The sequence below is a fragment of the Pantoea rwandensis genome (assembly GCF_000759475.1).
Lineage (GTDB): Bacteria > Pseudomonadota > Gammaproteobacteria > Enterobacterales > Enterobacteriaceae > Pantoea > Pantoea rwandensis_B.
In genome coordinates this window covers 1,450,949-1,475,947 of the sequence record NZ_CP009454.1, presented here as the reverse complement: position 1 = coordinate 1,475,947, position 24,999 = coordinate 1,450,949, and the positions used below count along the sequence as shown (strand labels likewise).

19 protein-coding genes and 3 tRNA genes are annotated in these 24,999 nt (G+C 54.9%); 9 read left to right on the top strand and 13 right to left on the bottom strand.

Annotated features, from left to right (window positions below; translation table 11 throughout):
• Positions 1-5: 5 nt before the first annotated feature.
• The 3 genes from truC to syd all read right to left on the bottom strand — a co-directional run bounded on the left by truC (position 6) and on the right by syd (position 2,249).
• Complete coding sequence (gene truC / locus LH22_RS06705; RefSeq protein WP_038645124.1) at positions 6-785, bottom strand: tRNA pseudouridine(65) synthase TruC; 780 nt, start codon at positions 783-785, stop codon at positions 6-8.
• A complete protein-coding gene (locus tag LH22_RS06700; RefSeq protein ID WP_038645122.1) occupies positions 785-1,111 on the bottom strand; it encodes a YqcC family protein in 327 nt (108 codons plus the stop codon). The genes truC and LH22_RS06700 overlap by 1 nt, the downstream gene beginning before the upstream one ends.
• A 589-nt stretch (positions 1,112-1,700) precedes the next feature.
• Positions 1,701-2,249 carry a SecY-interacting protein gene (gene syd / locus LH22_RS06695; RefSeq protein WP_038645120.1) on the bottom strand — a complete coding sequence of 183 codons (549 nt, stop codon included), beginning with the start codon at positions 2,247-2,249 and terminating at the stop codon, positions 1,701-1,703.
• A 62-nt stretch (positions 2,250-2,311) separates the two neighbouring features.
• Here syd and queF point away from each other — a divergent pair, with 62 nt between their 5' ends.
• The 3 genes from queF to xni all read left to right on the top strand — a co-directional run bounded on the left by queF (position 2,312) and on the right by xni (position 5,493).
• A complete protein-coding gene (queF, locus tag LH22_RS06690) occupies positions 2,312-3,157 on the top strand; it encodes an NADPH-dependent 7-cyano-7-deazaguanine reductase QueF (protein ID WP_038649907.1) in 846 nt (281 codons plus the stop codon).
• Positions 3,158-3,343: 186 nt separating this feature from the next.
• Positions 3,344-4,699 (top strand): nucleotide 5'-monophosphate nucleosidase PpnN, encoded by a 1,356-nt coding sequence (gene ppnN / locus LH22_RS06685; protein WP_038645118.1) that lies wholly within the window; start codon positions 3,344-3,346, stop codon positions 4,697-4,699.
• Positions 4,700-4,737: 38 nt separating this feature from the next.
• Complete coding sequence (gene xni / locus LH22_RS06680) at positions 4,738-5,493, top strand: flap endonuclease Xni (protein ID WP_038645116.1); 756 nt, start codon at positions 4,738-4,740, stop codon at positions 5,491-5,493.
• 548 nt (positions 5,494-6,041) lie between these two features.
• Here xni and rlmM read toward each other — a convergent pair.
• From rlmM to LH22_RS06660, 4 genes are all read right to left on the bottom strand, one after another.
• On the bottom strand, positions 6,042-7,142 hold the full coding sequence (rlmM, locus tag LH22_RS06675) for a 23S rRNA (cytidine(2498)-2'-O)-methyltransferase RlmM (RefSeq protein ID WP_038645115.1): 1,101 nt from the start codon (positions 7,140-7,142) through the stop codon (positions 6,042-6,044).
• Positions 7,135-7,530, bottom strand: a complete 396-nt coding sequence (locus tag LH22_RS06670; protein ID WP_034823080.1) for a DUF423 domain-containing protein — start codon at positions 7,528-7,530, stop codon at positions 7,135-7,137. The genes rlmM and LH22_RS06670 overlap by 8 nt, the downstream gene beginning before the upstream one ends.
• A 50-nt stretch (positions 7,531-7,580) precedes the next feature.
• Positions 7,581-8,498: a transcriptional regulator GcvA gene (locus LH22_RS06665; protein ID WP_038645112.1), complete on the bottom strand. Its 918-nt coding sequence runs from the start codon at positions 8,496-8,498 to the stop codon at positions 7,581-7,583.
• Between the two features lie 410 nt (positions 8,499-8,908).
• Positions 8,909-9,133, bottom strand: a complete 225-nt coding sequence (locus LH22_RS06660) for a YgdI/YgdR family lipoprotein (protein ID WP_034823084.1) — start codon at positions 9,131-9,133, stop codon at positions 8,909-8,911.
• Positions 9,134-9,341: 208 nt separating this feature from the next.
• On the opposite strand from LH22_RS06660, the gene csdA reads away from it, so the two are divergent.
• Both csdA and csdE read left to right on the top strand, forming a co-directional pair.
• Positions 9,342-10,547: a cysteine desulfurase CsdA gene (gene csdA / locus LH22_RS06655; protein ID WP_038645110.1), complete on the top strand. Its 1,206-nt coding sequence runs from the start codon at positions 9,342-9,344 to the stop codon at positions 10,545-10,547.
• A 4-nt stretch (positions 10,548-10,551) separates the two neighbouring features.
• Positions 10,552-11,001 (top strand): cysteine desulfurase sulfur acceptor subunit CsdE, encoded by a 450-nt coding sequence (csdE, locus tag LH22_RS06650; protein ID WP_038645108.1) that lies wholly within the window; start codon positions 10,552-10,554, stop codon positions 10,999-11,001.
• Here the strand turns inward: csdE and tcdA are convergent.
• Positions 10,989-11,795, bottom strand: coding sequence for a tRNA cyclic N6-threonylcarbamoyladenosine(37) synthase TcdA (gene tcdA / locus LH22_RS06645; RefSeq protein ID WP_038645106.1), 807 nt, complete (start codon positions 11,793-11,795; stop codon positions 10,989-10,991). The two genes, csdE and tcdA, sit on opposite strands and share 13 nt — an antisense overlap.
• Before the next feature lie 132 nt (positions 11,796-11,927).
• Positions 11,928-13,076 carry a murein transglycosylase A gene (mltA, locus tag LH22_RS06640; RefSeq protein ID WP_034823090.1) on the bottom strand — a complete coding sequence of 383 codons (1,149 nt, stop codon included), beginning with the start codon at positions 13,074-13,076 and terminating at the stop codon, positions 11,928-11,930.
• 204 nt (positions 13,077-13,280) lie between these two features.
• Between mltA and LH22_RS06635 the strand changes: the two genes are divergently transcribed.
• From LH22_RS06635 to LH22_RS06625, 3 genes are all read left to right on the top strand, one after another.
• Positions 13,281-13,357, top strand: a tRNA-Met gene (locus LH22_RS06635).
• A gap of 52 nt (positions 13,358-13,409) precedes the next feature.
• Positions 13,410-13,486: transfer RNA gene (locus LH22_RS06630), tRNA-Met, on the top strand.
• 50 nt (positions 13,487-13,536) lie between these two features.
• Positions 13,537-13,613 (top strand) — tRNA-Met (locus LH22_RS06625).
• A gap of 78 nt (positions 13,614-13,691) precedes the next feature.
• Here LH22_RS06625 and amiC read toward each other — a convergent pair.
• Positions 13,692-14,927, bottom strand: a complete 1,236-nt coding sequence (gene amiC, locus LH22_RS06620; RefSeq protein ID WP_038645103.1) for an N-acetylmuramoyl-L-alanine amidase AmiC — start codon at positions 14,925-14,927, stop codon at positions 13,692-13,694.
• Between the two features lie 232 nt (positions 14,928-15,159).
• Between amiC and argA the strand changes: the two genes are divergently transcribed.
• Positions 15,160-16,488 carry an amino-acid N-acetyltransferase gene (gene argA / locus LH22_RS06615; RefSeq protein WP_034823094.1) on the top strand — a complete coding sequence of 443 codons (1,329 nt, stop codon included), beginning with the start codon at positions 15,160-15,162 and terminating at the stop codon, positions 16,486-16,488.
• Positions 16,489-16,654: 166 nt separating this feature from the next.
• Here the strand turns inward: argA and recD are convergent, their stop codons facing one another.
• Genes recD through ptrA form a run of 3 tightly spaced genes read right to left on the bottom strand, consistent with a single transcriptional unit; the run spans position 16,655 to position 24,941 of the window.
• On the bottom strand, positions 16,655-18,505 hold the full coding sequence (gene recD, locus LH22_RS06610; RefSeq protein ID WP_038645101.1) for an exodeoxyribonuclease V subunit alpha: 1,851 nt from the start codon (positions 18,503-18,505) through the stop codon (positions 16,655-16,657).
• Entirely contained in the window at positions 18,502-22,047 is a 3,546-nt protein-coding gene (recB, locus tag LH22_RS06605) for an exodeoxyribonuclease V subunit beta (protein WP_038645099.1), read from the bottom strand. The genes recD and recB overlap by 4 nt, the downstream gene beginning before the upstream one ends.
• Positions 22,044-24,941, bottom strand: coding sequence for a pitrilysin (gene ptrA / locus LH22_RS06600; RefSeq protein WP_038645097.1), 2,898 nt, complete (start codon positions 24,939-24,941; stop codon positions 22,044-22,046). The genes recB and ptrA overlap by 4 nt, the downstream gene beginning before the upstream one ends.
• Positions 24,942-24,999: the final 58 nt, after the last annotated feature.

Genomic DNA, 24,999 nt, shown 5'->3' with positions numbered 1-24,999 from the left:
CTCCTTTATTCTGTTGGCTTATCCTGGACTGCCTCGTCGGCAAACTCAACCCTGGGAACCTCAGGGATCTGATGCTGCCAGCCAAACTGTTGCAGCATGCCTTGCCAGACGCGATCGAGCCCGGCGCGGATCACCAGAGGTTCTCGGGTGACCGGATGCGTCAGGCTCAGCGCACTGGCATGCAGCATCAATCGATTCATACCAAAGTGCTCTGCTGCACCCCGATTCTGCCGCAAATCACCATGGGCGCTATCACCAATAATCGGGTGGCGCAGATGCACCATATGGCGGCGAAGCTGATGTTTACGGCCGGTATGCGGCGACATCTCCACCAGGGTATAACGCGCGCTGTCGTAACGGCTGATCGCCACCGGCATTTCTACTTGCGCCAGTGAGCGATAATCAGTGACGGCAGGCTGCGCGGTACGTTCCTGAGTCGCGAACTTATCGGCAATCTTATCCAGCTCTTCAACCAACGGGTAGTCGAGTGTCGCGCTGCCATCCAGCCAACCTCGCACCACCGCGTGGTAGGTCTTCTGCATTTTATGCTGCTCGAACTGCTGTGACAGTAAATGCGCCACTTCGCTGGAGAGCGCCATTAACAGCACGCCAGAGGTGGGGCGATCGAGGCGATGCACGGTAAATACGTGCTGACCAATTTGATCGCGTACCGTTTGCATCACCACCACTTTTTCGTCGCGATCGAGCCAACTACGATGCACCAGCCAGCCGGACGGTTTGTTGACGGCGACCAGCCATTCATCTTGATAAAGGATTTCCAGCATTAAGAGGTCGGGTCCTGAAAAAGCGCATCGAACTGGCCTAATGTCAGCAACAGGACCGCATGGCCGGGTGTGGTGGCAGGTAACGCCACTTCATAGTAAGGCGTTACAGAGAAATTTTGCGGAAGCGGCGCACCGGCTTCGATTAACGCATGGAAACGTGGGATGAGTACCCACTGCAGCCACTCCAGCGGCTCCATGGTATTGAGGCAAAAAGGCTCGGTACTGGCGAAGGCTGCCGGCTCAGGGGATTGCGTCTGCCAGTGGCCGTGTTCGCGCATCACCGCTTCGATCTGCTGCAGCTGTTGAATAATCATGTGCGACGACATACGCCACCTCCAGAGAAAAATTGGGCGGCAAGCATACCATTAGTCGTTCAACGTGCAAAAAAGGCATAAAAAAAGGGAGCACTGTGATTACAGTGCTCCCGGTTTCGTTCGCAGCATTCCCGCCACCGCTGTGCTCCCTGCTCATCCATGACAACTCGTCCTCTGCTTTCCATTGCCTGTCATCGTGACAGTTATCCTTAGCATCCTGGCCCACCACAATCCGCGTGGCTCTCATTCTCCGTCCTGGAGGTGTCCCTGACTCAATCCTGAGTGTCCTGCTTCATCCAGAAGCCTTCCATGTGCCGTAAACTCCGTTACGTTCCCGCCTCCTGGCTGACATTCTCCTGAACGTCTCTTCATCCCCAGCATCCTGCCAGTGGTGACTATTCTGTCAGAAACCATCGTAATAACAAGTTAGTAAGACGCGTTAATAGATTTCTCACACTACTAATTTTAGGAGTGATGCCATAAGCTTATGATTCACAATATTTTTACATCCTTGTTTTCCGGATGGCTGCAAAATGATCTAGCGATCTCTCACACCTAATGTGAGAGATCTCTTACAAGCCTCGCCAGCGAAGTCTGTCACTCAGGCACTAACCGGTTGTAAATCATTAAGAAATATCTTAATGCTCGCAGCCAGTACCTGACGCTTTTTACTACCAGGCTGTTCCAGAATCACTTCACCGGAAAGGTTACACAGAGCAATCACATCCTGCTCCGATTCAGTCGTCGCAATGAATAATGTTGGACTCTGTTTTAAGCGGCGCTTCATGATCAGATGTCCAATCAGATTCTCCTGCAAGCGGGTAAAGTCTGATTCGCTCCACACCTGTAACAAGGTAATCTGCTGCTGCTGAAAGGTTGCGGTCATATCCCCGGCAAACTGCGACGTGTAAAAAGCACTGATTTCCGATTGCAACTGGATATCCAGTGCACGCTCAACCGCTTCCAGCGTGGCTGGCAAGGTGAACGGTTGTGGTTGCCACAACACACGATCATCCAGTGTGCTGACAATACAGGGGGATGGCACCCCCAGTAGATCCGTGCTTGCCGGCAGATGTCCAGCCTGCTGCTGCCAATGTTGCACATAATGGGCGGTAAACTCACGCAGGGCGTCTGCGGTTTGTTGCATCATTCTTCTTCTCGCTTGTGATCGGTTACACTTAGCCACTTTGATGGAATTTAGTGGTAACCGATATGTCTTCTGAAAACCGCGATCAGGCGTTAAGCGGCCTGACGTTAGGTAAGCCCACGGCTTATGTTGATCGTTACGATAACACGCTGCTGCAATCGGTGCCGCGCAGCCTGAATCGCGAACCGCTGGGGCTCTACCCGGATAATCTGCCGTTCCAGGGCGCAGATATCTGGACGCTGTACGAACTCTCCTGGCTCAACAGCAAGGGCGTGCCGCAGGTGGCGGTGGGCGAAGTGGTGCTGCGCGCTGAAAGCGAAAACCTGATCGAGTCCAAGAGCTTTAAGCTCTATCTTAACAGCTTTAACCAGACGCGTTTCGCGGACTGGGGCGAGGTGCGCCAGACACTCGAGCGCGATCTGCGCGCCTGCGCCAATGGCGAAGTCAGCGTGGCACTGTTCCGTCTGGGCGAAGTGGAAGGCCAGCCAATCGGCCATTTCAATGGCGATGTCATCGACGAGCAGGATATCGAGATTCACGACTATGCTTTTAACGCCGATTATTTAGCGCAGGCCGCGGGCAGTGAAGTGGTGGAAGAAACGCTGGTGAGCCATTTGCTGAAATCCAACTGTTTGATCACCCATCAGCCTGATTGGGGTTCCGTAATGATTCGCTACAAAGGCCCACGTATCGATCGTGAAGCCCTGCTGCGTTACCTGATCTCATTCCGTCAGCACAATGAGTTCCATGAACAGTGCGTTGAGCGCATTTTCAACGACATTCAGCGCTTTTGCCAACCAGAATCCCTGACCGTTTATGCACGTTATACGCGCCGCGGTGGACTGGATATTAATCCGTGGCGCAGCAACGTTCCCTTCTCTCCTGGGTTTTCCCGCCTGGTACGCCAGTAACAGATTGCGAGACGCCTCGCAGGCCGCAGCACGGATGCGCGGTTCCACTTGAGCATTCACTGCGGACAACGTTACTCTGTCAAAGGCGCTAAGGTCTAAACCTGCGTTCCGAAGGATTTTCGTCACTGCGTTCAGCAAGTTAAGCGCAGCGTCACCCGTCACGCATTTGCGTGTAAAGGAGTTCTCTTGATTACACATATCAGCCCGCTTGGCTCAATGGATCTGCTCTCCCAGTTGGAAGTCGACATGCTGAAGCAAACGGCCAGCAGCGACCTTTACCAGCTTTTTCGCAACTGCTCACTCGCGGTGCTCAACTCCGGCAGCCAGACCGACAGTAGTCAGGAACTGCTCTCGCGTTTTGAAAATTTCGACATCAACGTGCTGCGCCGTGAGCGCGGCGTCAAACTCGAACTGATTAATCCGCCGGAAGAAGCCTTTGTTGATGGCCGTATTATCCGCTCATTGCAGGCCAACCTGTTTGCCGTGCTACGCGATATTCTGTTTGTGAATGGCCAACTTGAGCGCAGCGATCATAAAAACGCTGACGATTCCGCTCACATCACGAATCAGGTGTTTTCAATTCTGCGTAACGCGCGCGCGCTGCACATTGGTGAATATCCCAATACCGTGGTGTGCTGGGGTGGTCACTCGATTAACGCAGTGGAGTATCAGTATTGCCGCAATGTTGGCACACAAATGGGCCTGCGTGAACTCAACATCTGCACCGGCTGTGGGCCTGGCGTGATGGAAGCGCCGATGAAAGGTGCCGCAGTGGGTCATGCACAGCAACGCTACCACGACAGTCGTTTCATTGGCCTGACCGAACCGTCAATTATCGCGGCTGAGCCACCAAATCCGCTGGTGAATGAACTGATCATCATGCCGGATATCGAAAAGCGTCTTGAGGCGTTTGTGCGTATTGCGCATGGCATCGTGATCTTCCCGGGTGGTGTCGGCACCGCAGAAGAGTTGCTGTATCTGTTGGGGATCCTGATGAATCCACACAACAGCGACCAGGTCCTGCCGCTGATTCTCACCGGCCCGAAAGAGAGCGCCGACTACTTCCGGGTGCTGGATGATTTCATCGTTAATACGCTGGGTGAAACCGCGCGTAAGCACTATAAGATCATCATTGATGATGCTGCTGAAGTGGCACGTCTGATGAAGAAGGCCATGCCGCAGGTCAAAGAGTATCGTCGCGAAACTGGCGATGCCTACAGTTTTAACTGGTCGATTCGCATCGCGCCAGAGTTGCAGGTACCGTTTGTACCGACGCACGAAAACATGGCTAACCTGAAACTGTTCCCGAACCAGCCAGCGGAAAAACTGGCTGCAGATTTGCGTCGCGCTTTCTCTGGTATTGTTGCCGGCAACGTTAAGGAGGTCGGCATTCGCGAAATCCGCGAGAAGGGGCCTTACAAACTGCACGGCGACGCCGACATTATGCATCGCATGGATGAACTGCTGCAGGGCTTCGTCGCTCAGCAGCGTATGAAGTTGCCAGGCAGCGCCTACATCCCCTGCTACGAAATCATTAAATAACCCATCAGGAAGGCAGCCTGCGGGCTGCCACTATCACTATGTCGTTTCATCTTCTGATTATTGATGCGCTGAACCTGATCCGCCGTTTGCATGCCGTACAAGGCACGCCCTGCCGCGAAGCCTGCATCGCAGCGCTGAATCAGCTATTAGGCCACACGCAACCGACGCACGTCGTCGCGGTATTTGATAGCCACGATCGTCACCCTGGCTGGCGACATCAGCTGCTACCCGATTACAAAGCGGGCCGCCCACCGATGCCGGATGATTTGCAGATGGAGATGCCCGTTATCCAGCAGGCCTTTGAGGCTGTCGGCGTGCGTTGCTGGGTCGCCGATCTCGATGAAGCCGACGATCTCGCCGCCACGCTGGCGGTGAAAATGGCCGATGCCGGACATCAGGCAACTATCGTCTCCACCGACAAAGGTTATTGCCAGCTTTTAGCGCCGAATATCCGCATCCGTGATTATTTCCAAAAACGCTGGCTGGACGTGCCTTTCATCGAGCACGAGTTTGGCGTCACGCCTGCACAATTACCTGATTACTGGGGATTGTGCGGCATCAGCAGTAGCAAAATTCCCGGCGTCACCGGCATTGGCTCTAAAAGCGCCCGCGATTTACTCACGCAGTTCGGCACCCTTGAAGCTATTTATCAGCAATTCGACCAGGTTCCTGAAAAGTGGCAGAAAAAATTGCGCGATCATCAGCAGATAGCTGAGATTTGCCGCCAGGTCTCAACGCTTAAACACGATTTGGTCTTGCAGGGGAATTTAAATACGTTGCGGTATAAGGCGTGAATGCCGGGTGCAGCCCCCCAGCTTGTTAAACTCACCAATCTCTCGATAGGTGATAGGTGCAAAAAATTGCGCCTTTATGATGATACCCCTAGAGATCCTGCGAAATAATTTGTGCTACAGCAAGGCGGCAAGCGCGTGAGTCCCCGGGAGCATACGCCAGTATGTGACCGGGGCGAACAAACGCAGCCAACGCCGCTGTAGTGCAAAGTATGAAGCAGGATCGGCAAGTGCGTGAGTCCCCGGGACCATACATCAGTATGTGACTGGGGCGAACAAGCGCAGTCAACGCCGCTGTAGTGCAAAGTATGAAGCAGGATCGGCAAGTGCGTGAGTCCCCGGGACCATACATCAGTATGTGACTGGGGCGTATAAACGTAGCCAACGCACCTGTGGCGCGAAGTATGACGGGAAATGCAAAATGCATCCTGCGAAAAAATTTGTGCTGCAGCAAGGCGGCAAGTGCGAGAGTCCCCGGGAGCATACATCAGTATGTGACCGGGGCGAGCAAGCGCAGCCAACGCGGCTGTAGTGCAAAGTATGAAGCAGGATTAGCGTTCGTCGCGACGGCCGCCAACCGCTGCCCAAAGCCGGCGCACATGCACAGTAATCTCTTCACGGTCGTGGTACAGCTGGCGCGCCTGAATCTGGGCATTCACTCCCTTCTCTTTCAACGCCGCATCCATCATAGCCAGATTTTGCGTGACCTCTTCATAACGCTTTTTCATTGGCAATTTGAGGTTGAAGATTGCTTCACGGCACCAGCCATTGACCAGCCACTCCGTCATCAAACTGGCGACGCGAACGGGTTTTTCCACCATGTCACACACCAGCCAGCTGATGTTATTGCGCGATGGGCGGTATTTGAAACCATCTTCACGGCAGTGCGTGACTTGCCCGGTATCCATAAGGCTGGGGGCCATCGGACCGTTATCTACGGCGTACACCCACATGCTGCGTTTGACCAGTTGATAAGTCCAGCCGCCAGGGCAAGCACCCAGATCCACGGCATACATGCCGCTGCCCAAACGCTCATCCCACTCATCGGCCGGGATGAAGACATGAAACGCTTCCTCCAGTTTCAGCGTTGAACGGCTTGGGGCATCCGACGGGAACTTGAGGCGCGGTATCCCCATATAGAACGGGGAGTTGTTCTCTGGCAGCGAATAACCGACATAGCAGGTACCCGGAGCAATAAAGAACACATGTATCACTGGGCGTTTTGGCGATTCGTAGTTGAGCAGGATTTTACTCTCACGCAGGCTGGCGCGCAGCGGCACGGTTAACTTACGGCAAAACTTGGTCAGTTCTTTCGCTTCATTAGTATCCGGCACTTCAACGCGCAGCTCACCGCCCTTCTCCACCACACCCGTTAACATGCCGACAATCGGGGTAATACGATTTTCTGGCGGTAAATCGCGCAGCAGTTCGCCTACCACCAGCATCTGACGGGCGAAAATCAGCTCGGCAAACGGCAGTGTTTGAATCAGCTTTTCCGCATCTTCCTGCTGATAGCACTCATAGAGCACGTAGCCGGAATCATCTTTAACGCGGGCAAAACCGTATACTTCGCGCTCAGCGGCTTTGGCACTGATCTCCGCCGCACACTCTTTCTCAAAGCCAGGACGGCAATAGAGTAAAACTTTATTCATGGCGATCCGCCTTTCGTTTAAGACGCAATGCGCCAATCAACATCAAGAACCAGCCAATCAGGAAAAACAATCCTCCCACTGGCGTAACAAAAACCCAAAACTTCAAGTGTGACAGCGCTAAGCAATAAAGGCTGCCACTGAATAACACGGTGCCGAGCGCCAGCGCGGCGCTGCTCCAGTAAAACCAGATATTGGCGCGGCGCAGCATGGCTGCACCCAGACCGATCACCGCCAATGTGTGATAGGCCTGATATTCAAGACCGGTATGGATCCACGCCATTTCCGCCGGGCCGAGCGATTTGCTCAGCACGTGTGCCCCAAAAGCACCAAAGGCCACCAGCAGAAATCCGCTGATGGCGGCAAACACAAACATGGCACGACTGGACATTCATTGTTCCTCAGGATGAAACTGCACATCACTGTGCAGCACTCAACGCGTTAGTGATCGTAGCGAAAGCGGAATTTTTCTTGTTCAGCTGCGGCTTTTTCCAGGATCCACTGACGAAAGGCGGCTATTTTACCCAGTTCTGCCTGGCTGTCATGACAAACCAGATAAAAAGCGTTTTTACTGACTAACACGTCATTAAATGGACAGACCAGCCGTCCAGCTTCAATTTCACTCTGCGCCATCACATTATTCGCCAGCGCCACGCCCTGGCCGTGAATCGCCGCCTGAAGCACCATCGCGCTATGGCTAAAGAGCGGCCCCTGCTGCACATTAATGTGCTGCAATCCTAGCTGACGGATATAGGATTGCCAGTCGCGGCGCGAAGCATCATGCAGCAGCGTAAAGTGCGCCAGATCGGCGGGCGTTTTAAGCGGATGGTCGCCAGTCAGAAACATGGGCGAGCAGACCGGCAGCAAATATTCGGCATACAGTTTCTCAACGCGCAGGCCCGGCCAGTTACCGCGACCATAGAAAATCGCCACATCAACATCATCGGCCAGTTTCTCTTCATCGCGGTCCACCGCCTGAATACGCACATCGATGCCCGGATAAGCCATATTAAAGCTGGAAAGACGTGGCACCAGCCATTGAATGGCAAAGCTGGGCAACAGACTGACGGTTAAGGCACCCTTCGCGCTGCGCGCCTGAAGTTTACGCGTCGCATCGTTGATAGCCGAGAAGATCTCTTTAATATCCAGATAGTAGCTTTGACCTTCTTCTGTCAGCAAAAGCGAACGATTCCTCCGTCGAAATAGCTTAAGACCGAGGAAATCTTCCAGAGATTTAATCTGGTGGCTAACAGCTGCCTGGGTGACAAACAGCTCTTCAGCGGCTTTTGTAAAGCTTAAATGGCGGGCTGCAGCATCGAAGACGCGTAAAGCATTAAGCGGTGGAAGGCGTTTAGACATGGTTTTCCATCAGCGGATTCACAAGGTAACAGTCCGACTTATACAAGGTCGTTACGTATTAGTTATTTTAATCCGAGACATTATAATTTGTCCGTTGAGGAAGCTCCAGCAAATACCTATAGTTGCCGCACTTCCTGAGCCGGAACGAAAAGATTTCTGGAAACGTGCGAGAGATCGCAGACTTTTGGAGAGCTTTTGGCTTGTGGTCGTGATGTTGTGTTTGCATTTTGATCTGACGATTGCAGATCAAACTTTTAATTCCTGTAGATTTACCCTGTCTGTCCAAGTGATTTTATGTAGCACCGCAAATTGCGGTGCTTTTTTTTGTCCTACACATCCCTGTGTACCCCCATTAGGGCCGTCACTGAAGCGACGTAAAAATTTCTCCGGGAAATTTTTTGGCTTGCTGCTTACTGACCCATCTCAACCATCTCTTTCACATCTGTACGATTGATCTGCTGCTCGTTGCCATTGGCATCTTTATAACTGATCATACCGGTTTCATCGTCAACTTTCGGTTTCCCGTCCGCTACAATGGTGCGACCATCATTGGTATGCATGACATAATTGCTGGAACAAGCAGCCAGGGTAAAGGCCATGGTACACACGGCCAGCACTGCGGCGAGTTTTTTCATCTTCTATCTCCTTGCAGATTGATTGCATTAAACCACCCGCAAGCGCTGACCAGAGGCAGCAAAAAGTGAAATCGACTAGTTAAGGTCGATTCGTTATGCGGGTTGCGGTTCAAACCTTGCAATAATTAGCATAACGCGCTTTTCCAGCTTTGCCAGCGAATCGGCCGGGTTTCAGCCTGGTCCTAAAATTGAACACAGTGGGTTTCGTATGACCATCTTCTCCCCAACCGCCTTCCGTGCGCAGTTTCCTGCATTAAGCGATGCGGGCGTTTATCTTGATAGCGCAGCCACTGCCCTGAAGCCTCAGGCGGTGATCGACGCCACGTCGCAGTTCTATAGCTTGAGCGCAGGTACCGTGCATCGCAGCCAGTTCAAATCAGCACGCGACCTGACGGAGAAGTATGAACAAGCGCGCGGCCGGGTGGCCAAATGGCTGCAGGCGGGTGAAGACCGCCAGATTGTCTGGACGCGTGGCACCACGGAGGCTATCAATCTGGTAGCCAACAGCTGGCTGGCACCGCGCTTACAACCCGGTGATGAGATTGTGGTGAGCGAGGCGGAGCATCACGCCAATCTGGTGCCGTGGTTAATGGTGGCGCAAGCTGCTGGCGCGAAGGTGGTGAAATGGCCGATTGGTGCAGATCGTCTACCCGATATCCGCTTGCTGCCTGATCTACTTAATGCACGCACTAAGCTGCTGGCGATTGGGCAAATGTCGAATGTCACCGGTGGCTGCCCGGATCTGGCACAGGCAATTACCCTGGCGCATCATGTTGGCGCCAAAGTGATGGTAGATGGCGCACAGGGCGTGGTGCATGCTCCCCCCAACGTTCAGGCGCTGGACATCGACTTTTATGCCTTCTCCGCGCATAAGCTGTATGGCCCAATGGGCATCGGCGCGCTATATGGCAAAGCCGAGTTGCTGGACGAGATGGATGCGTGGCAAGGCGGCGGCAAAATGCTGACGCACGTCGACTTCGATGGCTTTACACCGCAGGCGGTGCCATGGCGGTTCGAAGCGGGCACACCCAATGTGGCTGGTGTGGTGGGCCTGAGCGCGGCGCTGGAATGGCTGTCGCATCACCACGCTGAAAAAGCAGAGATGTGGAGCCAGCAACTGGCCAGCCTCGCCGAAGAGCAATTAAGCGAGATTCCCGGCTTTCGCAGTTTTCGTTGTGGTAATGCCAGTCTGCTGGCGTTTGATATCGCGGAGATTCATCACAGCGATATTGTTACGCTGCTGGCAGAACAAGACATCGCCCTGCGCGCCGGACAGCATTGTGCCCAGCCATTAATGGCGGCACTGGGTGTCAGCGGCACCTTGCGCGTGTCATTCGCGCCCTATAATAATTTGCAGGATGTGGATGCGCTGGTGCGCGCCATGCATCATGCCGTAGACCTGTTGAGTGAATAACGTTATGACTACCCTGATCGGCCCACATCCTTTTGGCGATGTGATTACTGAAGCCAGCCTGACCGAAAAGTTTACCCATTTTCATCAGTGGGAAGATCGCTATCGCCAGTTGATCCAGCTCAGCCGCCAGTTGCCCGTTCTGGAAGATGAGGTGAAGACGGCAGCTATTGAGCTGAGCGGTTGCGAAAATCGTGTCTGGTTGAGCAGCCAACGGCTGCCGAACGGCACGCTGCACTTTTACGGTGACAGTGAAGGCCGCATCGTACGCGGTTTGCTGGCAGTGCTGCTGACGGCGGTGGAAGGCAAAACGCCAGCGGATCTGTTAGCACAAGATCCGCTGGCGTTGTTTGATACCTTAGGCCTGCATGCGCAGCTTAGCGCCTCGCGCAGCAGTGGTTTACAGGCGTTAGCAGATGCAGTGCAGCGCCACGCGCGGACACATCAAGCCGCCTGACGCGCCGCGCGTGCAAGGAATTTTTTCAACGCGTGCGAGACTGCGATAAAACCAAAAGTGGCGGTCACCATAGTGGCCGCACCGAAGCCCGCCGCACAGTCCATGCGTTTGGGACCATCAGCGGTACTTTTCGAACTACAGACGCTGCCATCCAGCTGCGGATAGACCAGCGCCTCAGTGGAAAATACGCAATCAATCCCTAGCTTGCCTTTGCTGTTCTTGGTGACGCCAAAATCACTTTTCAGACGCTCACGCAGTTTCGCCGCCAGCGGGTCCTGAATGGTTTTGGCTAAATCGCTGACCTGAATCTGCGTGGGATCGATTTGCCCGCCCGCACCGCCAGTGGTGATCAACGGAATCTTGTTACGGCGGCACCAGGCAATCAACGCCGCTTTCGGGCGCACGCTGTCAATCGCATCAATCACGTAATCGAAACCCGCTGACAGTAACTCAGCGGTGTTATCCGGCGTGATGAAATCATCAATGCAGATCACTTCGCACTCAGGATTTATGGCGCGAATACGCTCCGCCATCACCTCGGTTTTCGCTTGTCCTACTTTGCCTTGCAGAGCGTGGATCTGGCGATTGGTGTTGGTAATGCAGACGTCGTCCATATCGATCAGCGTGATTTTACCAATCCCGGTGCGCGCTAACGCTTCGGCAGACCACGAACCGACACCGCCTATACCAATCACACAAAAATGGGCGTCGGCAAAACGCTGCAGCGCCTCTTCCCCATACAGACGTGCCGTACCGCCAAAACGTTGCCGCCAGGCATCGCTGACTACTTTCATATCAAACCTTTTGATGCGGTGCGCATGAATGCGCACCCTACAGAAACAGTGATGGACGCATTGGATCGCGAAGACTGTCGACCCATGGCAAATCAGCTGAATACTCCCGCTGATTTGCCGCAGGGAAGAATATCAATTCGCCCCGATAATCAGTGAACCATTATTGCCATTTTGCGGATTGCTGAACAGCGGCTGTCCTGCACCTGGCGCGGCTTTCAGCACCCAAACGCGTCCATAGTGGTTGTAGAATCCGGCAAGGTGCGCAGCGTCCGGACCGACACCCTGATAGATGTCGAAGTGCTGGCCTTTGATCGCCCCACCCACATCCAGTGCCACCATCAGGCGCATCTCATACTTGCCGTTAAATTTGCCCTTCTCGTTCAACTGCGGTACTTCCGCTAACAATGCCGTGCCTGCGGGAATCAATGAACGATCGGATGCCACCGAGGCTTTGGCAATCAGCGGCACCGCACTGGCACCGCGCACCGGCACGTACTCTTCCGGCTTAAAGAACACGAAGGATTGGTTGGTTTCCAGCACATCACGCACTTGTTCCGGCGTATGTTCTTGTGCCCACTGACGAATCGCCTGCATCGACATATCTTCACGCTTCACTTCACCGCGATCGATCAGCTCTTTGCCGATGCTGTGATAGGCCCAGCCATTTTTGCCGCCGTAGCCGAAGAAGCGCAGTGGACGACCATCACCGAAGTCAACGTAACCGCTGCCCTGCACGTCCATCATAAAGTTGTCGATCAGCGAGTTGCTCCAGGCAATCACGTAACGATCATCAAGTCCGCCACTGTATATAGAAGCACGGCTCGGCAACTTCTGACCGCGTGTGCGCGGTGGCATGCGGTAAATGGGATACTGGAACTCTCCCTGACGCGTGTAGCGTGCTTCCACCACTGGCGTGTAGTAGCCGGTAAACTGCACATTACCGTAGTTATCGGTGCCTTCCATCTGATAAGCGTTAAGGCCAAACTGGCTCAGCTGACGGGTATCCGCGCCGGAGAGCAACCAGTTCTGGATTGCGCTGTAAGTGCCGGTGTTGCGACTGTATAAGCCGCTTGAGGCACTCTGAATCTGCTGGATCTGCACACCAAAATCTCTGCCATTCACCGGACGCCCTTTGGCATTCGGTTCATTGACCAGCCCGAGCGGTTGCTCCAGCTTGCCATCGATATATTGCTGACCACGGTCAGTCGGTTTAGAACTACAACCCGCTAACAGCGCGAGAAACGCGCCAGTAAGTGCATACTTCGCCCAATGTCCTTTCATCACTTTCTCTTTTTCTCGGTTGTTTGCACCGCGACGATAGCAAAGGGGCAGAGAGAATGAAATCCACCTCGGGCTACCGCGCTCACATCTGTACAATTAATCGCCCAATGGCACTATTAATCACCAACTGGCTGTAAATTTAAGGCTTTAACACAAAAAGAGGTTGCATCGCCGCGCGTCGAGAGTATAGTGCGCATCCACGGACGCGGGGTGGAGCAGCCTGGTAGCTCGTCGGGCTCATAACCCGAAGGTCGTCGGTTCGAATCCGGCCCCCGCAACCAATTCTTCTTAAGTGAAGAGACAATTTGAAAGTCGTGTAACGCGTCAGACGGACGCGGGGTGGAGCAGCCTGGTAGCTCGTCGGGCTCATAACCCGAAGGTCGTCGGTTCGAATCCGGCCCCCGCAACCAATTGTCTTAAGAAGAATACAATGTGAAAAGTCGCTAACGCGGCAGACGGACGCGGGGTGGAGCAGCCTGGTAGCTCGTCGGGCTCATAACCCGAAGGTCGTCGGTTCGAATCCGGCCCCCGCAACCAATTACAGATAAGCACCTTAACGGGTGTTTTTTTGTTTTTGGCTTCCCGTAAAAAAGCGGCACAGCGGCCGCCCTCTTCTTAGCGACGCGCCAGCACCGCACCTTTATCAAAATACGCTTTAATCCCATGCAGAATCGCCTCAGCCACCTGATGCTGATAACGCGGTGTGCGCAGCTTTCGCTCCTCCTCGACGTTGCTGATAAACGCAGTCTCCACCAGAATCGATGGAATATCCGGGGCTTTGAGCACCGCAAACCCCGCCTGATCCACCGTGCGTTTATGCAGATGATTGATGTGACCCATACGCGATAACACCTCTTTGCCGAATTTCAGGCTATCGCTAATGGTCTGCCGCTGCACCATGTCGAACATGGTGTGATCCAGATAGCGGTCACCGCTCATGCTTACACCACCAATCAGATCTGATTCGTTCTGGGTCTGCGCCAGGAACCGTGCAGCCGTAGACGTTGCACCGCTGGTCGAGAGCGCAAACACCGACGAACCCCGCGCCGCACGGCTGGTAAAGGCATCGGCATGAATCGAGACAAACAGATCGGCACGCTGTTTACGCGCTTTCGCTACCCGCACGCGTAGCGGGATAAACACATCCTCGTTACGCGTCATATACGCTTTCATGTTGCGCTCTTTGTCGATCAACGCCTTCAGGTAGCGACCAATCTTCAGCACAATGTCTTTCTCACGCGTTTTGTATTTGCCATGCGCGCCGGGATCTTCGCCGCCGTGGCCAGGATCGATCATGATGATGATCGGACGATCGCGCCCCGCTTTGCCCGGTAAAGGCGCTTGCGCCGGCTGATCGCGCTCAAGGTCGCCCTGGTTGTAATCGTTCAGTAACGCCAGTAGCGGATCCTCTTCCGGCGAGGGCTGGCTCGGATAGAGATCGACCACTAAGCGATGTTTGATGCCCGCAACCGGTGCCAGCGTGAAGATCTTCGGTGCAACGTTGCGCTTCAGTTCCAGCACCACGCGCACCGTATTGGCATCAAACTGGCCAACTCGCGCATGTTTGATATAGGGATCGTCAACGCGCACTTGCTTATCCACCCCTTTCAGAACCGGATTGATATGCAGGTTATCGATGTCGATCACCAGGCGATCGGGATTGCTCAAAGTGAACTGTTTGTATTTGAGGGGAACATTCGATTCCAGCGTCACGCGGGAGTATGTTGACGAAGGCCAGATGCGCACCGCCACAATATGCTGACTGGCCGCCAGCCCGGTTCGCGTTACGCTTAATAACATGAGCGCACCCGCGCCCTGCAATAATCGTCGTCGTGTAAAAGCCTGAGACATGCCGCTCCAACTGCCGTGTAGTGTCTAAAATATCGTCAATTGACGAGAGGAAGGCGAAAACTTTGCTTAGCAAGCCGTGGGTTGTTTTGCCAGAAAAACCAGATAATGCAGGCTGTTAGCATGGGTTGCATCAGGAAAATCGTAAAGTAACGTCAGGCCCGGCGCTTGCAATAGCCGGCAAAAGAGCATAAAAATACACAAATTACGAATAAACATTCACAGAGGGTTTGCCGTGAAGGAACGTAGTACTGAACTGGTTCAGGGTTTTCGCCATACCGTTCCCTATATAAATGCCCACCGTGACAAGACCTTTGTCATTATGCTTGGCGGCGAAGCTATCGAGCATGAGAACTTTTCCAACATCGTTAACGACATTGGCTTGTTGCATAGTCTCGGCATTCGCCTGGTGGTTGTCTATGGTGCCAGACCGCAGATTGATGCCAGCATGGCGCAACAGCAGCTGGAACCGATTTACCACAAACATACGCGCGTTACTGATGCTCAATCACTGGAACTGGTGAAGCAGGCCGCCGGACGTTTGCAACTCGACATTACCGCGCGACTGTCGATGAGCCTGAATAACACCCCACTGCAAGGCGCGCACATCAACGTGGTGAGCGGTAACTTTATTATTGCCCAGCCGCTGGGCGTCGATGATGGCGTGGACTACTGCCACAGCGGCCGTATTCGTCGTATTGATGAAGAAGCCATCCATCGTCAGCTGGATAATGATGCCATTGTGCTGCTCGGCCCAGTCGCGGTGTCGGTGACGGGTGAAAGCTTTAACCTGACATCCGAAGAAGTGGCCACGCAGTTGGCGATCAAGCTAAAAGCCGAGAAAATGATTGGCTTCTGCTCTGAACAAGGCGTCACCAACCGCGAAGGCACCATTATCTCTGAGCTGTTCCCCAACGAAGCGCAGGCGCGCATCGATGAGATGGAAAACGATGGTGATTTCCTGTCGGGCACCGTGCGTTTCCTGCGTGGCGCGGTGAAAGCCTGCCGCAGCGGCGTACGTCGTAGCCACCTGATCAGTTATCAGGAAGATGGCGCATTGATTCAGGAACTGTTCTCGCGTGACGGTATTGGTACGCAGATTGTGATGGAGTCCGCCGAGCAGATTCGTCGCGCCACCATCAACGATATTGGCGGCATTCTCGAATTGATTCGCCCGCTGGAGCAACAAGGCATTCTGGTGCGTCGTTCGCGCGAGCAATTGGAAATGGAGATCGACAAATTCACCATTATTCAGCGCGACAATCTGACCATCGCTTGTGCCGCGCTCTATCCTTTCCCGGATGAGCAGATTGGTGAAATGGCCTGCGTGGCGGTGCATCCCGATTACCGCAGCTCTTCACGCGGCGAGCTGTTGCTGGAGCGTGTGGCGCTGCAGGCACGTCAGATGGGGTTGAAGAAGCTGTTTGTGCTGACCACCCGCAGTATTCACTGGTTCCAGGAACGCGGCTTTACGCCGGTTGATATTGAATCACTGCCGGAGAGTAAGAAGCAGATGTATAACTATCAGCGCCGTTCGAAAGTGCTGATGGCGGATTTGCGCTAATGGCGGTGAATGCGGCAGAAGAGCAGAGAATGTCAGACTGCGCTCGAAGGTCTGGAATTGCCCAACGCATTTGACTGATAACGTTATTAGGATGCGCATCCACGCGCATCCAATAAAACACCCGCACTGAGCTGAGGTCGGTTTCTATACCGGCCTCAACCCCGGCTCAGAATGACTCCCCGCTCAATCGATCCAGCAATCCGCTTCGACGCTGGGTGCGTAACTGCACCGCACGGCGAAACACGCTTTCATCGCTGTAGAGCGTTAACTGTTTGCGCGCACGAGTAATGGCGGTGTAGATCAGTTCGCGAGTGAGCACCGGTAAAAACTGTGCCGGCATCACCAGTGCTGTATGGTCGAACTCCGACCCCTGCGATTTATGCACCGTCATCGACCAGGCCGTATCATGCGCCGGTAACCGGCTCGGCTGCACCGCTTTAATGCTGCCATCGGGTAACGGGAAGAAAACCTTCAGTAGCCCTTCGTCATCTAACAAAGTCATCCCGATATCGCCGTTAAACAGCCCAAGCGCACTGTCATTGCGTGTCACCATCACCGGGCGCCCCTGATACCAGCGGCTGCCACCCTGTGGACGACGAATCAGCTGCAGCTGCATCAGTTTTTGCTCAATACGCTGATTCAATCCCTGCACGCCAAACGGCCCTTCTCGCAGTGCGCACAGCAGTTGATATCGCCCAAATGCGTGCAGAATCTCTGCGGGCTGTGCTCGCTGGCTCACCAGCCGCAGGAACGGACGGTAGCCTTCCGCGATATCATTCAGCATTGCCTGATAGGCCTCGCCATCATTGAGTGGCTGGCGTGATATATCGCTGAAGCCCGCGTTAAATGCGGCCTCAACCGCCTTTGGCTCGCCTGCATTGACCGCAGCCGCAAGCTTGCCGATGCCCGAGTTAGCATCGAAGCGATAGCTCTTGCGTAATAAGCAGATGGCGTCGCGCACGGCTGGCGCGCTGTCATCATCGTGGCCTTCAACCTGGCAACCGGTTAACGCACTCAGCTGGGCGGCACGCGCGACGCTGTATCCCGCTTCCGCGCAGCGGCAAATATCGCCCAGTACCGCACCGGCTTCTACTGACGCCAACTGGTCGCGGTCACCAAGAAAAATCACGCGCGCCTGAGGTGGCAGTGCGGCGATGAGATTGGCCATCATGCCCAAATCAACCATTGAGGCTTCATCCACCACCAGCACATCCAGATGCAGCAGGTTACCGGCGTGATAGCGCAAGCGCTGGGTTTCGGGCTGGGCACCGAGCAAACGGTGCAGCGTGGTAGCTTCCGCAGGGAAGCGTTGGCGCTCAATGTCGCTGACCGGCAGTTTTTGCAACGCTTTACCGAGCGATTCGGTTAAACGCGCCGCCGCTTTTCCGGTCGGGGCGGCCAGCTGAATGCGCAGCGCGCCGTGGCTCAGGCGAATCAAGGACGCCAGCAGTTTTGCCACGGTGGTGGTTTTCCCGGTGCCGGGGCCGCCCGAGATCACCGCTGTTTTCTGCGTTAGCGCCACCGCCGCCGCGATTTTTTGCCAGTCATCTGGCTCAGTACCAAACAGGTTATCCAGTACAGTACGCACCTCTCCATCAGGAAATGCCTGCGGAGCAGACTGCGCCTGAAAGAAACGCGCCACCTGCCCTTCGTGGTGCCAGAGACGATGCAGATAAAGACGGCCTTCGGTTAGTACAATCGGTGCTGCCTGCTCGTTTTTGCTGTTGCTCAGAGCAGGCCAGCCAGCCAGAATTTGCGTCCAGTCCTGCGGTTCGCCCGCCGCCAGCCAGATGGCCTGCGCCAGTTCAGGGTGACGGCCCTTGAATAACCCTTCACGGCTCAACTGTGACAGCGGTAAACAGACGTGCCCCTCACCCGCTTCCGCACTGAGACAGGCAGCCGCAAGGAGGCGTGCTGGCTGCGTGTCATCCGCCAGTAACAGTGCGAACTGAACATCCAGTGAACGCAGTAAACGTAGCTCAACCGCCTGTTGCAATAGCGCTGCAATGCCATTCATGCCGTGGCTCCCTGCCCGCGAAACAGGCTATCCAGTTGTGAAACAAAATCCAGAGTTGGCCGTGTGTGGAATACGCCGTTGGCCGGTGAAGTGCCATCCATGCCACGCAGGAACAGATAAAACACGCCGCCAAAGTGCTGCTCATAGTCATAATCTGCCAGGCGATGTTGCAGATAGCGATGCAGCGCCAGCGTGTAGAGCTGATATTGCAAATCATAGCGGTGGTCGATCATCGCCTGTCTCATCGCTGCTGGCGTATAAGCTTCGTGGCTGTCGCCCAGCCAGTTGGATTTGTAATCCAGCAGGTAGTATTTGCCTTGCCAGCGGAACACCAGGTCAATGAAGCCTTTCAACATCCCCTGCACCTGACGAAAATCGAGCGGCGGCGCATCGGACGATAAAGCATCCTGACGGATCAGCGCATCCAGATCATTCGCGGTCAGCAAACCGTCAATCGGCAAGTAGAAGCCCATCTCCACGAGTCGATCGCTGGCCTGTACCTGACCGAGCTGTATCCCCTGATCGTTGAGCGGCGTGCTCACCACGCGCGCGATCCAATCAGTCAGCATCGGTTGCCAGTACAATGGATACCCATTCTGCTGCAGATGCTGCTCCAGCAATGCCGCCGTTGGGGGCTGAGGGAAATCGAGTGATTCGAACAGTTCATGCAGGAAAGTCCCTGGTGCGGCGCCGCGTGGAAAATGGTGCGGCGTCAGTGCGGCTTCAGCGATCTCTTCCTGCTGCTCTTCGCCTGCGGCTTCCAGATCGAAACGCGGCATCACATCAAGTAGTCGCTGGCTACCGTGCTGCTGCAAGCCGGAGTAGCTGGTGACGCGCCAGGGTTCCACCAGCGTGCGGCTAACGGTGCGGGCAGCCAATCTGTCATGAGCGGGATCAGGCGCTTGCCAGCGTTCGGCCCCCAGATCCTGCACGTACATCACCTCGGTACCCGCGACATTGTGCTGATTGAGTAAAGCGCCCAGTTGTTCCGCTGTCGCCGCTTCACCGCGCTGTAATAGATGGCCCAGAGCGCTTTTGTGCAGATCGCTCTCACCTTCTTTTTTACGCGTACCGCGAAACAGCGGCGCCACGCCGACGCTGCAGTGATACACCGAACGGGTGAGTGCCACGTACAGCAAGCGCAGATCTTCGGCCAAACGCTCCTGCTCGGCCATCGCCAGGCTTGCATCATCGGCCTGCAGATCCAGCACCGCTTCAAAGTTGTCGCGATCGTGATACAGCGCGGTATCCGCCTCGCGGAATCCGGCGGCGAACGGCAGCCAAACTAGCGGATATTGCAGTCCTTTGGATTTATGGATGGTGACGATCTGCACCAAATGGCGATCGCTTTCCAGACGCAACTGCTGGCTGGACGATTGACTGTCCGGGCTGGCTATCTGCTGCGCCAGATAACGCACCAATGCATGCGGGCTATCGAGCTGTGCCGCCGCCTCCTGCATCAATTCGCCCAGATGCAGCAAATCGGTCAGGCGGCGTTCGCCATTTTCTGAGGCAAGCAGATTTTCTGCCAACTGACGTTCCTGCATCAGCTGGCGCAGCATCGGTAATACGCCACGCTGTTGCCACAGCAGTTGCCAGCGGGCAAAGGTCTCTACCAGTTCATCCCAGCCGCGCGCATCTTGATCCAATGCATCCAACTGTGCCGCATCAAAGGCAAACAGCGAGGTGGCGAGCGCCGTGCGCAGCATGCGCTCCTGTTCGGGTGCCAGCACCGCCTGCAATAACCACAGCAACTCGCGCGCTTCTGGCGTGGTGTACACGCTGTCGCGATTCGATAAATAGACCGAGGGGATGCCAAGCTGGTTGAGTGCTTCACGGATGAGATTGGCTTCGTTGCGGCTTCGCACCAGCACCGTAATATCCGATGCCTGCACTGGGCGCTGCGCGGCCGCTTTACCCAGCAATGCACGCTGTTGCTGCCCTGCCTGTAACCAGTGGCTGATATCAGCCGCACACTGTCGTGCTAACGCCTGCTGATAATCGCCTACACTGCACCCGTCTCCCGGCAACAGCCAAAAACGCAGTGCCGCTTGCTCCTGGTGATCAAGGGTTAGTGAGAGCGTCTGATTCGGTTCAGCGAAGCGCACCGGCAAGAAAGGGATGGCATCAAAGACAAAGGGCGAACCGAGCCGAGTGAACAGCTGATTGACGCTCTCCACCATCGCTGGCGAAGAGCGCCAGTTTGTGTCCAGGGTGTAATGTGCGCTCACTTCATTACGCGCGCGAATATAGGTAAAGATGTCTGCGCCACGAAAGGCGTAAATAGCCTGTTTTGGATCGCCAATTAACAGCAATGCATGGTCAGGCTGATTGCCGTAGAGCGTACGGAAAATGCGGTATTGCTGCGGATCGGTATCCTGAAACTCATCAATTAACGCCACCGGGAAACGCTGACGAATCGCCTGCGCCAGCATATCTCCTGCTGGCTGCTGTAAAGCATCATCCAGCCGACTCAGAAGATCATCAAAACCCAGCAGCGCCTGTTGGCGTTTCTCTTTCCGCACGGCGGCGCGGATGTCCACCAGCGCGCGCGCAATCAGCAAATCGCGCAGTGAAATGGGCTGGGACAGAAACAGGTCGATGGCCGCAAACAGGGCATGGTGCGGAGGATGGCCTTTTTTGGTTTTCTCCTCCAGCACCCGTTGACCAAAGCGCGCCAGCTCTGCGGGTACCTGGTAATCCAGGGTTTCACTCTGTGCCCAGAAACTGATTTTACTCACCCACACCGGCAGATTTTTACTGCTGTAGCTGCGTTTGTCCACGTCGGACTGTCCCACCAGCGTCAGCACCTCTTCACCCACCGCGCGCCACTCGGCTTTCATCGCGTTAATGCGCGCCAGGTTTTCTTTGTGGCGCGTCGTCAGCGTTTCGTCGTCAGCGGGCGCTAAACGCAGGTGAGGTGATTCGCCTTGCAGCCATGGCCGCAACGTCGCCAGCAATTGCTCCGGGCCACTCCACTCACTGACAATCACGCGGGCGATATCCAGCGAGAGTGGATAACAGTGGCGACGCCAGAAATCGGCAGTGGCCTGACGCAGCAGTTGCTGTTCATCTTCAATCAACTGCTGTTCAAACAGCATGCCGGATTCAAAAGCGTTGAGATTGAGCATGCGCTGACAAAAGCCGTGGATGGTAAAGATCGCCGCTTCATCCATCTGCCGCTCTGCAGCCAGCAGCAGCGATGCCGCTTCTGCAGGTTGCGGCATCTCCTGTAGCAACTGCATCAGCATCGGATTGCGGCTGGTACCGCGAATGCAGGCCAGCCGCAGCTCATGAATGTTGGCACGGATACGTCCGCGCAACTCTGCAGTGGCCGCCTCGGTAAAGGTCACGACCAGAATTTCTTCGACCGACAGTGGCCGGGCATAGGCATTTTGCCCGCCCAGCCCCAACAAAAGCCGCAGATAAAGCAGACCAATAGTGAAGGTTTTGCCGGTTCCGGCAGACGCCTCAATCAGCCGCTCGCCACGCAACGGCAGCGTCAGCGGATTGAGCGGTTCTGGCGGCTGAATCAGACTCATTGCGCGTCACTCTTAACCGGCAGGGATTGCTGTAGCTTCTCCACCTGATCCCAGGTCGTGAAGCCCGGCAGAGGTGCATAATCATCCTTGGTGGCGCCATCATGGCTGCCGCCAATCTGCGAAATCATCGCCATGCCCTGCTGTTCCAGCACCGCTTTATGGAAGAAATCTGCCACGCCCTGCGGCGTGAGCTTTTGAATCTGCTCGATGGCTTTTTCACGCGTATCGAAAGCAAAATTCTGCCGGTTGAAGTCACGGCTATAGCGATTCGCTTCTTCATCCAGAGTTTGCGGGCGCTGTTTTAAGTCGTTGATCAGCGCCTGCTGATACTGGGAAAAATCTTCCGGTTTCATGTCGCGCAGGCGTTGTTCAGCCTGCGGATAAAACGCCTCAAAACGCTGCATCAGATAGGCCGGCTGCTTGCTGTTGCTTTGCAGCAGGAAGCCAATCCCCCACTGGCGACCAATCGGCATCTGATACGAGAACACCGCATAGCCTAGCTGTTCCTGGGTGCGCAGTTGGTTATAGAACCAGGGTTGGACAATCTGGCTCAACATGGTGCTGTTGGCCATGCTTTGATACTCGTCGTAACCCAGTGGCACGTAGAGGGCTGCCAGTGCAGAATCCGTGCTGCTTCCTGCGGTTTGCAGGTTGGCCTTCATGGCTTTATCGATCACCACGTAATCGCTGTGCCAGTAACTGTGACCATCACTGTGCAACTGCTGTTGCAGATCGGTGCCCAGCTGTTTAACGCGATCGGCGGAGAGGTTGCCCACCACCATCATTTCCGGCGTGGCGTTGCGCAGTAAGGCATCACGGTAATCCGTCACGTCTTTCAGCGTCAGGTCTTTCACCAACTTGCGGCGCGTCTCACGCTGGGTATACGGCAGCTGTGACAGCATCTGCATCGGCTGAATCGCCTGCTCGAAGGCTTTGCCCTTCTCGGCTGCTTCCAGTCGATCCAGATACCAGGATTTCGCCTGTTCAAGTTGCTGTGCGTCCGGCTGGAAGCTGGCATAGCCCTCAACCAGTTTTTTCAGTAACTCCGGCAGACGCTGGGTAAAACCACTGGCGCTGAACACAATGCCGTCATCTTCACCGGTAGAAAAACTGATCCCCCCCACTGACGCTTGCGAGTTCAACTCATCCAGCGCCACGCTGGAGAGATAATCATTCAGACCAAACAATACCTGCTGACGCGCGTCGCTTATTGCCGCTTTGTTGCGCAGTGCCAGAGTAATGGCTGCCTTTGGTTCACTGGCGTAGAACTGGCTTGGCATCCAGTAGATGCGCATGCTGTCACCGTCGGTCAGCGCCACCGGATGCGTATACGTTTTGCCATCGCCAGGCATAATGGAGAAATCAGAAGGGATGTACGGATTCAGCGTCGGCATCGACAGTTGGATCTGCGCGCCGCGCTGCTGCCAGTCACTGAACTGTGCATCACTGATTTTATCGACCTGATAAGGCGCATTCACAAAATAGGCTTCTTTGTTGTGCGGCTCATTTGGGCTGATATACCAGATGCGGGCATTTTGCGGTGTCATCTCATCCAGACGAGATTTGATCGCCGCAGGATCAAAGTTATCCGCGAGATAAGGGGCATCCAGCGTATGATCCACCGGCACGCGCAGCATGGTATCCACTAACCATTCAATGTAATCCATGTCACGGGTGATCGACGGATAGCGGAAATCCAGCGCCAGCACATGCGATACCTCATCGAAATAGTCCTTATCGATGCCTTTACTACGCAGCATGTCGAGGTAGCTAAAGATCGCCGCCACCACTTCATCACGCTGTGCCAGGCCTTTGTCGGTCAGGGAGACCGTGATGGCAAACACGCCACTATTGCGGTCCGTCATCGGATCGGCACCGGCATTCACACCGTCGGCCAGCCCCTGCTTTTGCAGCCAGTCGTTAAGGGTGTTTTTACTGCGGTTGCCCAGGATGTAACTGATCAACGTATCGGTTTTGCTGCGGAACTGGTCGCTGTTGTTGGCGATGCGGAATTCAACTTTCAGCTGTTTACGCGGTTGGGCGGGCACGTAGTGGATGATGATGCCTTTCTGCGCATCGGTTACCACCGGCACTTCGATTTTCGGCACGATGGCCTGATGGTTAGCCACTCGTCCAAAAGTCTGGACCGCAATGTCGGCCATTTCTGGCAGCGATTTGTTGCTGTATATCACCGCTTTCATCAGATTGGCGGAATAGTGGCTGTGATAAAAATCCGTCAAGGCCTGATGCAAATTGCTGTCTGGCTTATCGCGCAGCGTATCAAGGTTGCCGCCTGAGTAGCGGGAAGCTGGATGCGCTGGGTTCAGGGTTTCCGCCCCAACCTGCGCCATACGCAGGCCATCGCGCGAACGCGCCATAGTGAGTTCTGCATTCACTGCATGACGCTCTCTATCAGCGTTGACCGGATCGAGCAAAGGCTCTGCAATAGCATCGGCCAGGCGATCCACCGCCGGTTGCAGTGCATCATTCTCCACTTCCAGATAGAACGCGGTGCGATAAGACGCGGTACTGGCATTGTGACTGCCGCCGTGCTTTTTCAGGAATTCGGCCAGATTATCTGGTTGCGGATAACGTTTTGAGCCCATTAACACCATATGTTCGGTATAGTGCGCCAGCCCAAGCTGCTGATTGGGATCGTCCAGCGAGCCGATAGGCAACGTCAGTGCGGCCAGTGATTTAGGCGCTTCTTTGTCAGACACCAGCAACACCGTCATACCGTTAGTCAGCGTGATGGCCTGATAACTGCGCGGATCGTGATCGCTTTTTCGAATCGTTTCATTGATGGGCTGCCAGCCGCGATCGCTATCAGCAAAGGCATTCAGCGCCAGCATGCTCAGCAGCAGCGCTCCAATCCAGCGTGCGTAAATCCGCATTTAAACCCCTTTCTTTACCCTTTACCGCTGGCTGTGTGCCCAGCGGCGCAATAGACAA

Coding starts and splice junctions, on each gene's coding strand:
- LH22_RS06670 (WP_034823080.1), bottom strand. CDS start 7,530: ATGTCCAGTCGTGCCATGTTTGTGTTTGCCGCCATCAGCGGATTTCTG.
- LH22_RS06660 (WP_034823084.1), bottom strand. CDS start 9,133: ATGAAAAAACTCGCCGCAGTGCTGGCCGTGTGTACCATGGCCTTTACC.
- rlmM (WP_038645115.1), bottom strand. CDS start 7,142: ATGAATAAAGTTTTACTCTATTGCCGTCCTGGCTTTGAGAAAGAGTGT.
- tcdA (WP_038645106.1), bottom strand. CDS start 11,795: ATGAAAGTAGTCAGCGATGCCTGGCGGCAACGTTTTGGCGGTACGGCA.
- ptrA (WP_038645097.1), bottom strand. CDS start 24,941: ATGCGGATTTACGCACGCTGGATTGGAGCGCTGCTGCTGAGCATGCTG.
- truC (WP_038645124.1), bottom strand. CDS start 785: ATGCTGGAAATCCTTTATCAAGATGAATGGCTGGTCGCCGTCAACAAA.
- xni (WP_038645116.1), top strand. CDS start 4,738: ATGTCGTTTCATCTTCTGATTATTGATGCGCTGAACCTGATCCGCCGT.
- csdE (WP_038645108.1), top strand. CDS start 10,552: ATGACTACCCTGATCGGCCCACATCCTTTTGGCGATGTGATTACTGAA.
- mltA (WP_034823090.1), bottom strand. CDS start 13,076: ATGAAAGGACATTGGGCGAAGTATGCACTTACTGGCGCGTTTCTCGCG.
- amiC (WP_038645103.1), bottom strand. CDS start 14,927: ATGTCTCAGGCTTTTACACGACGACGATTATTGCAGGGCGCGGGTGCG.
- recD (WP_038645101.1), bottom strand. CDS start 18,505: ATGAATGGCATTGCAGCGCTATTGCAACAGGCGGTTGAGCTACGTTTA.
- recB (WP_038645099.1), bottom strand. CDS start 22,047: ATGAGTCTGATTCAGCCGCCAGAACCGCTCAATCCGCTGACGCTGCCG.
- queF (WP_038649907.1), top strand. CDS start 2,312: ATGTCTTCTGAAAACCGCGATCAGGCGTTAAGCGGCCTGACGTTAGGT.
- LH22_RS06700 (WP_038645122.1), bottom strand. CDS start 1,111: ATGTCGTCGCACATGATTATTCAACAGCTGCAGCAGATCGAAGCGGTG.
- syd (WP_038645120.1), bottom strand. CDS start 2,249: ATGATGCAACAAACCGCAGACGCCCTGCGTGAGTTTACCGCCCATTAT.
- csdA (WP_038645110.1), top strand. CDS start 9,342: ATGACCATCTTCTCCCCAACCGCCTTCCGTGCGCAGTTTCCTGCATTA.
- LH22_RS06665 (WP_038645112.1), bottom strand. CDS start 8,498: ATGTCTAAACGCCTTCCACCGCTTAATGCTTTACGCGTCTTCGATGCT.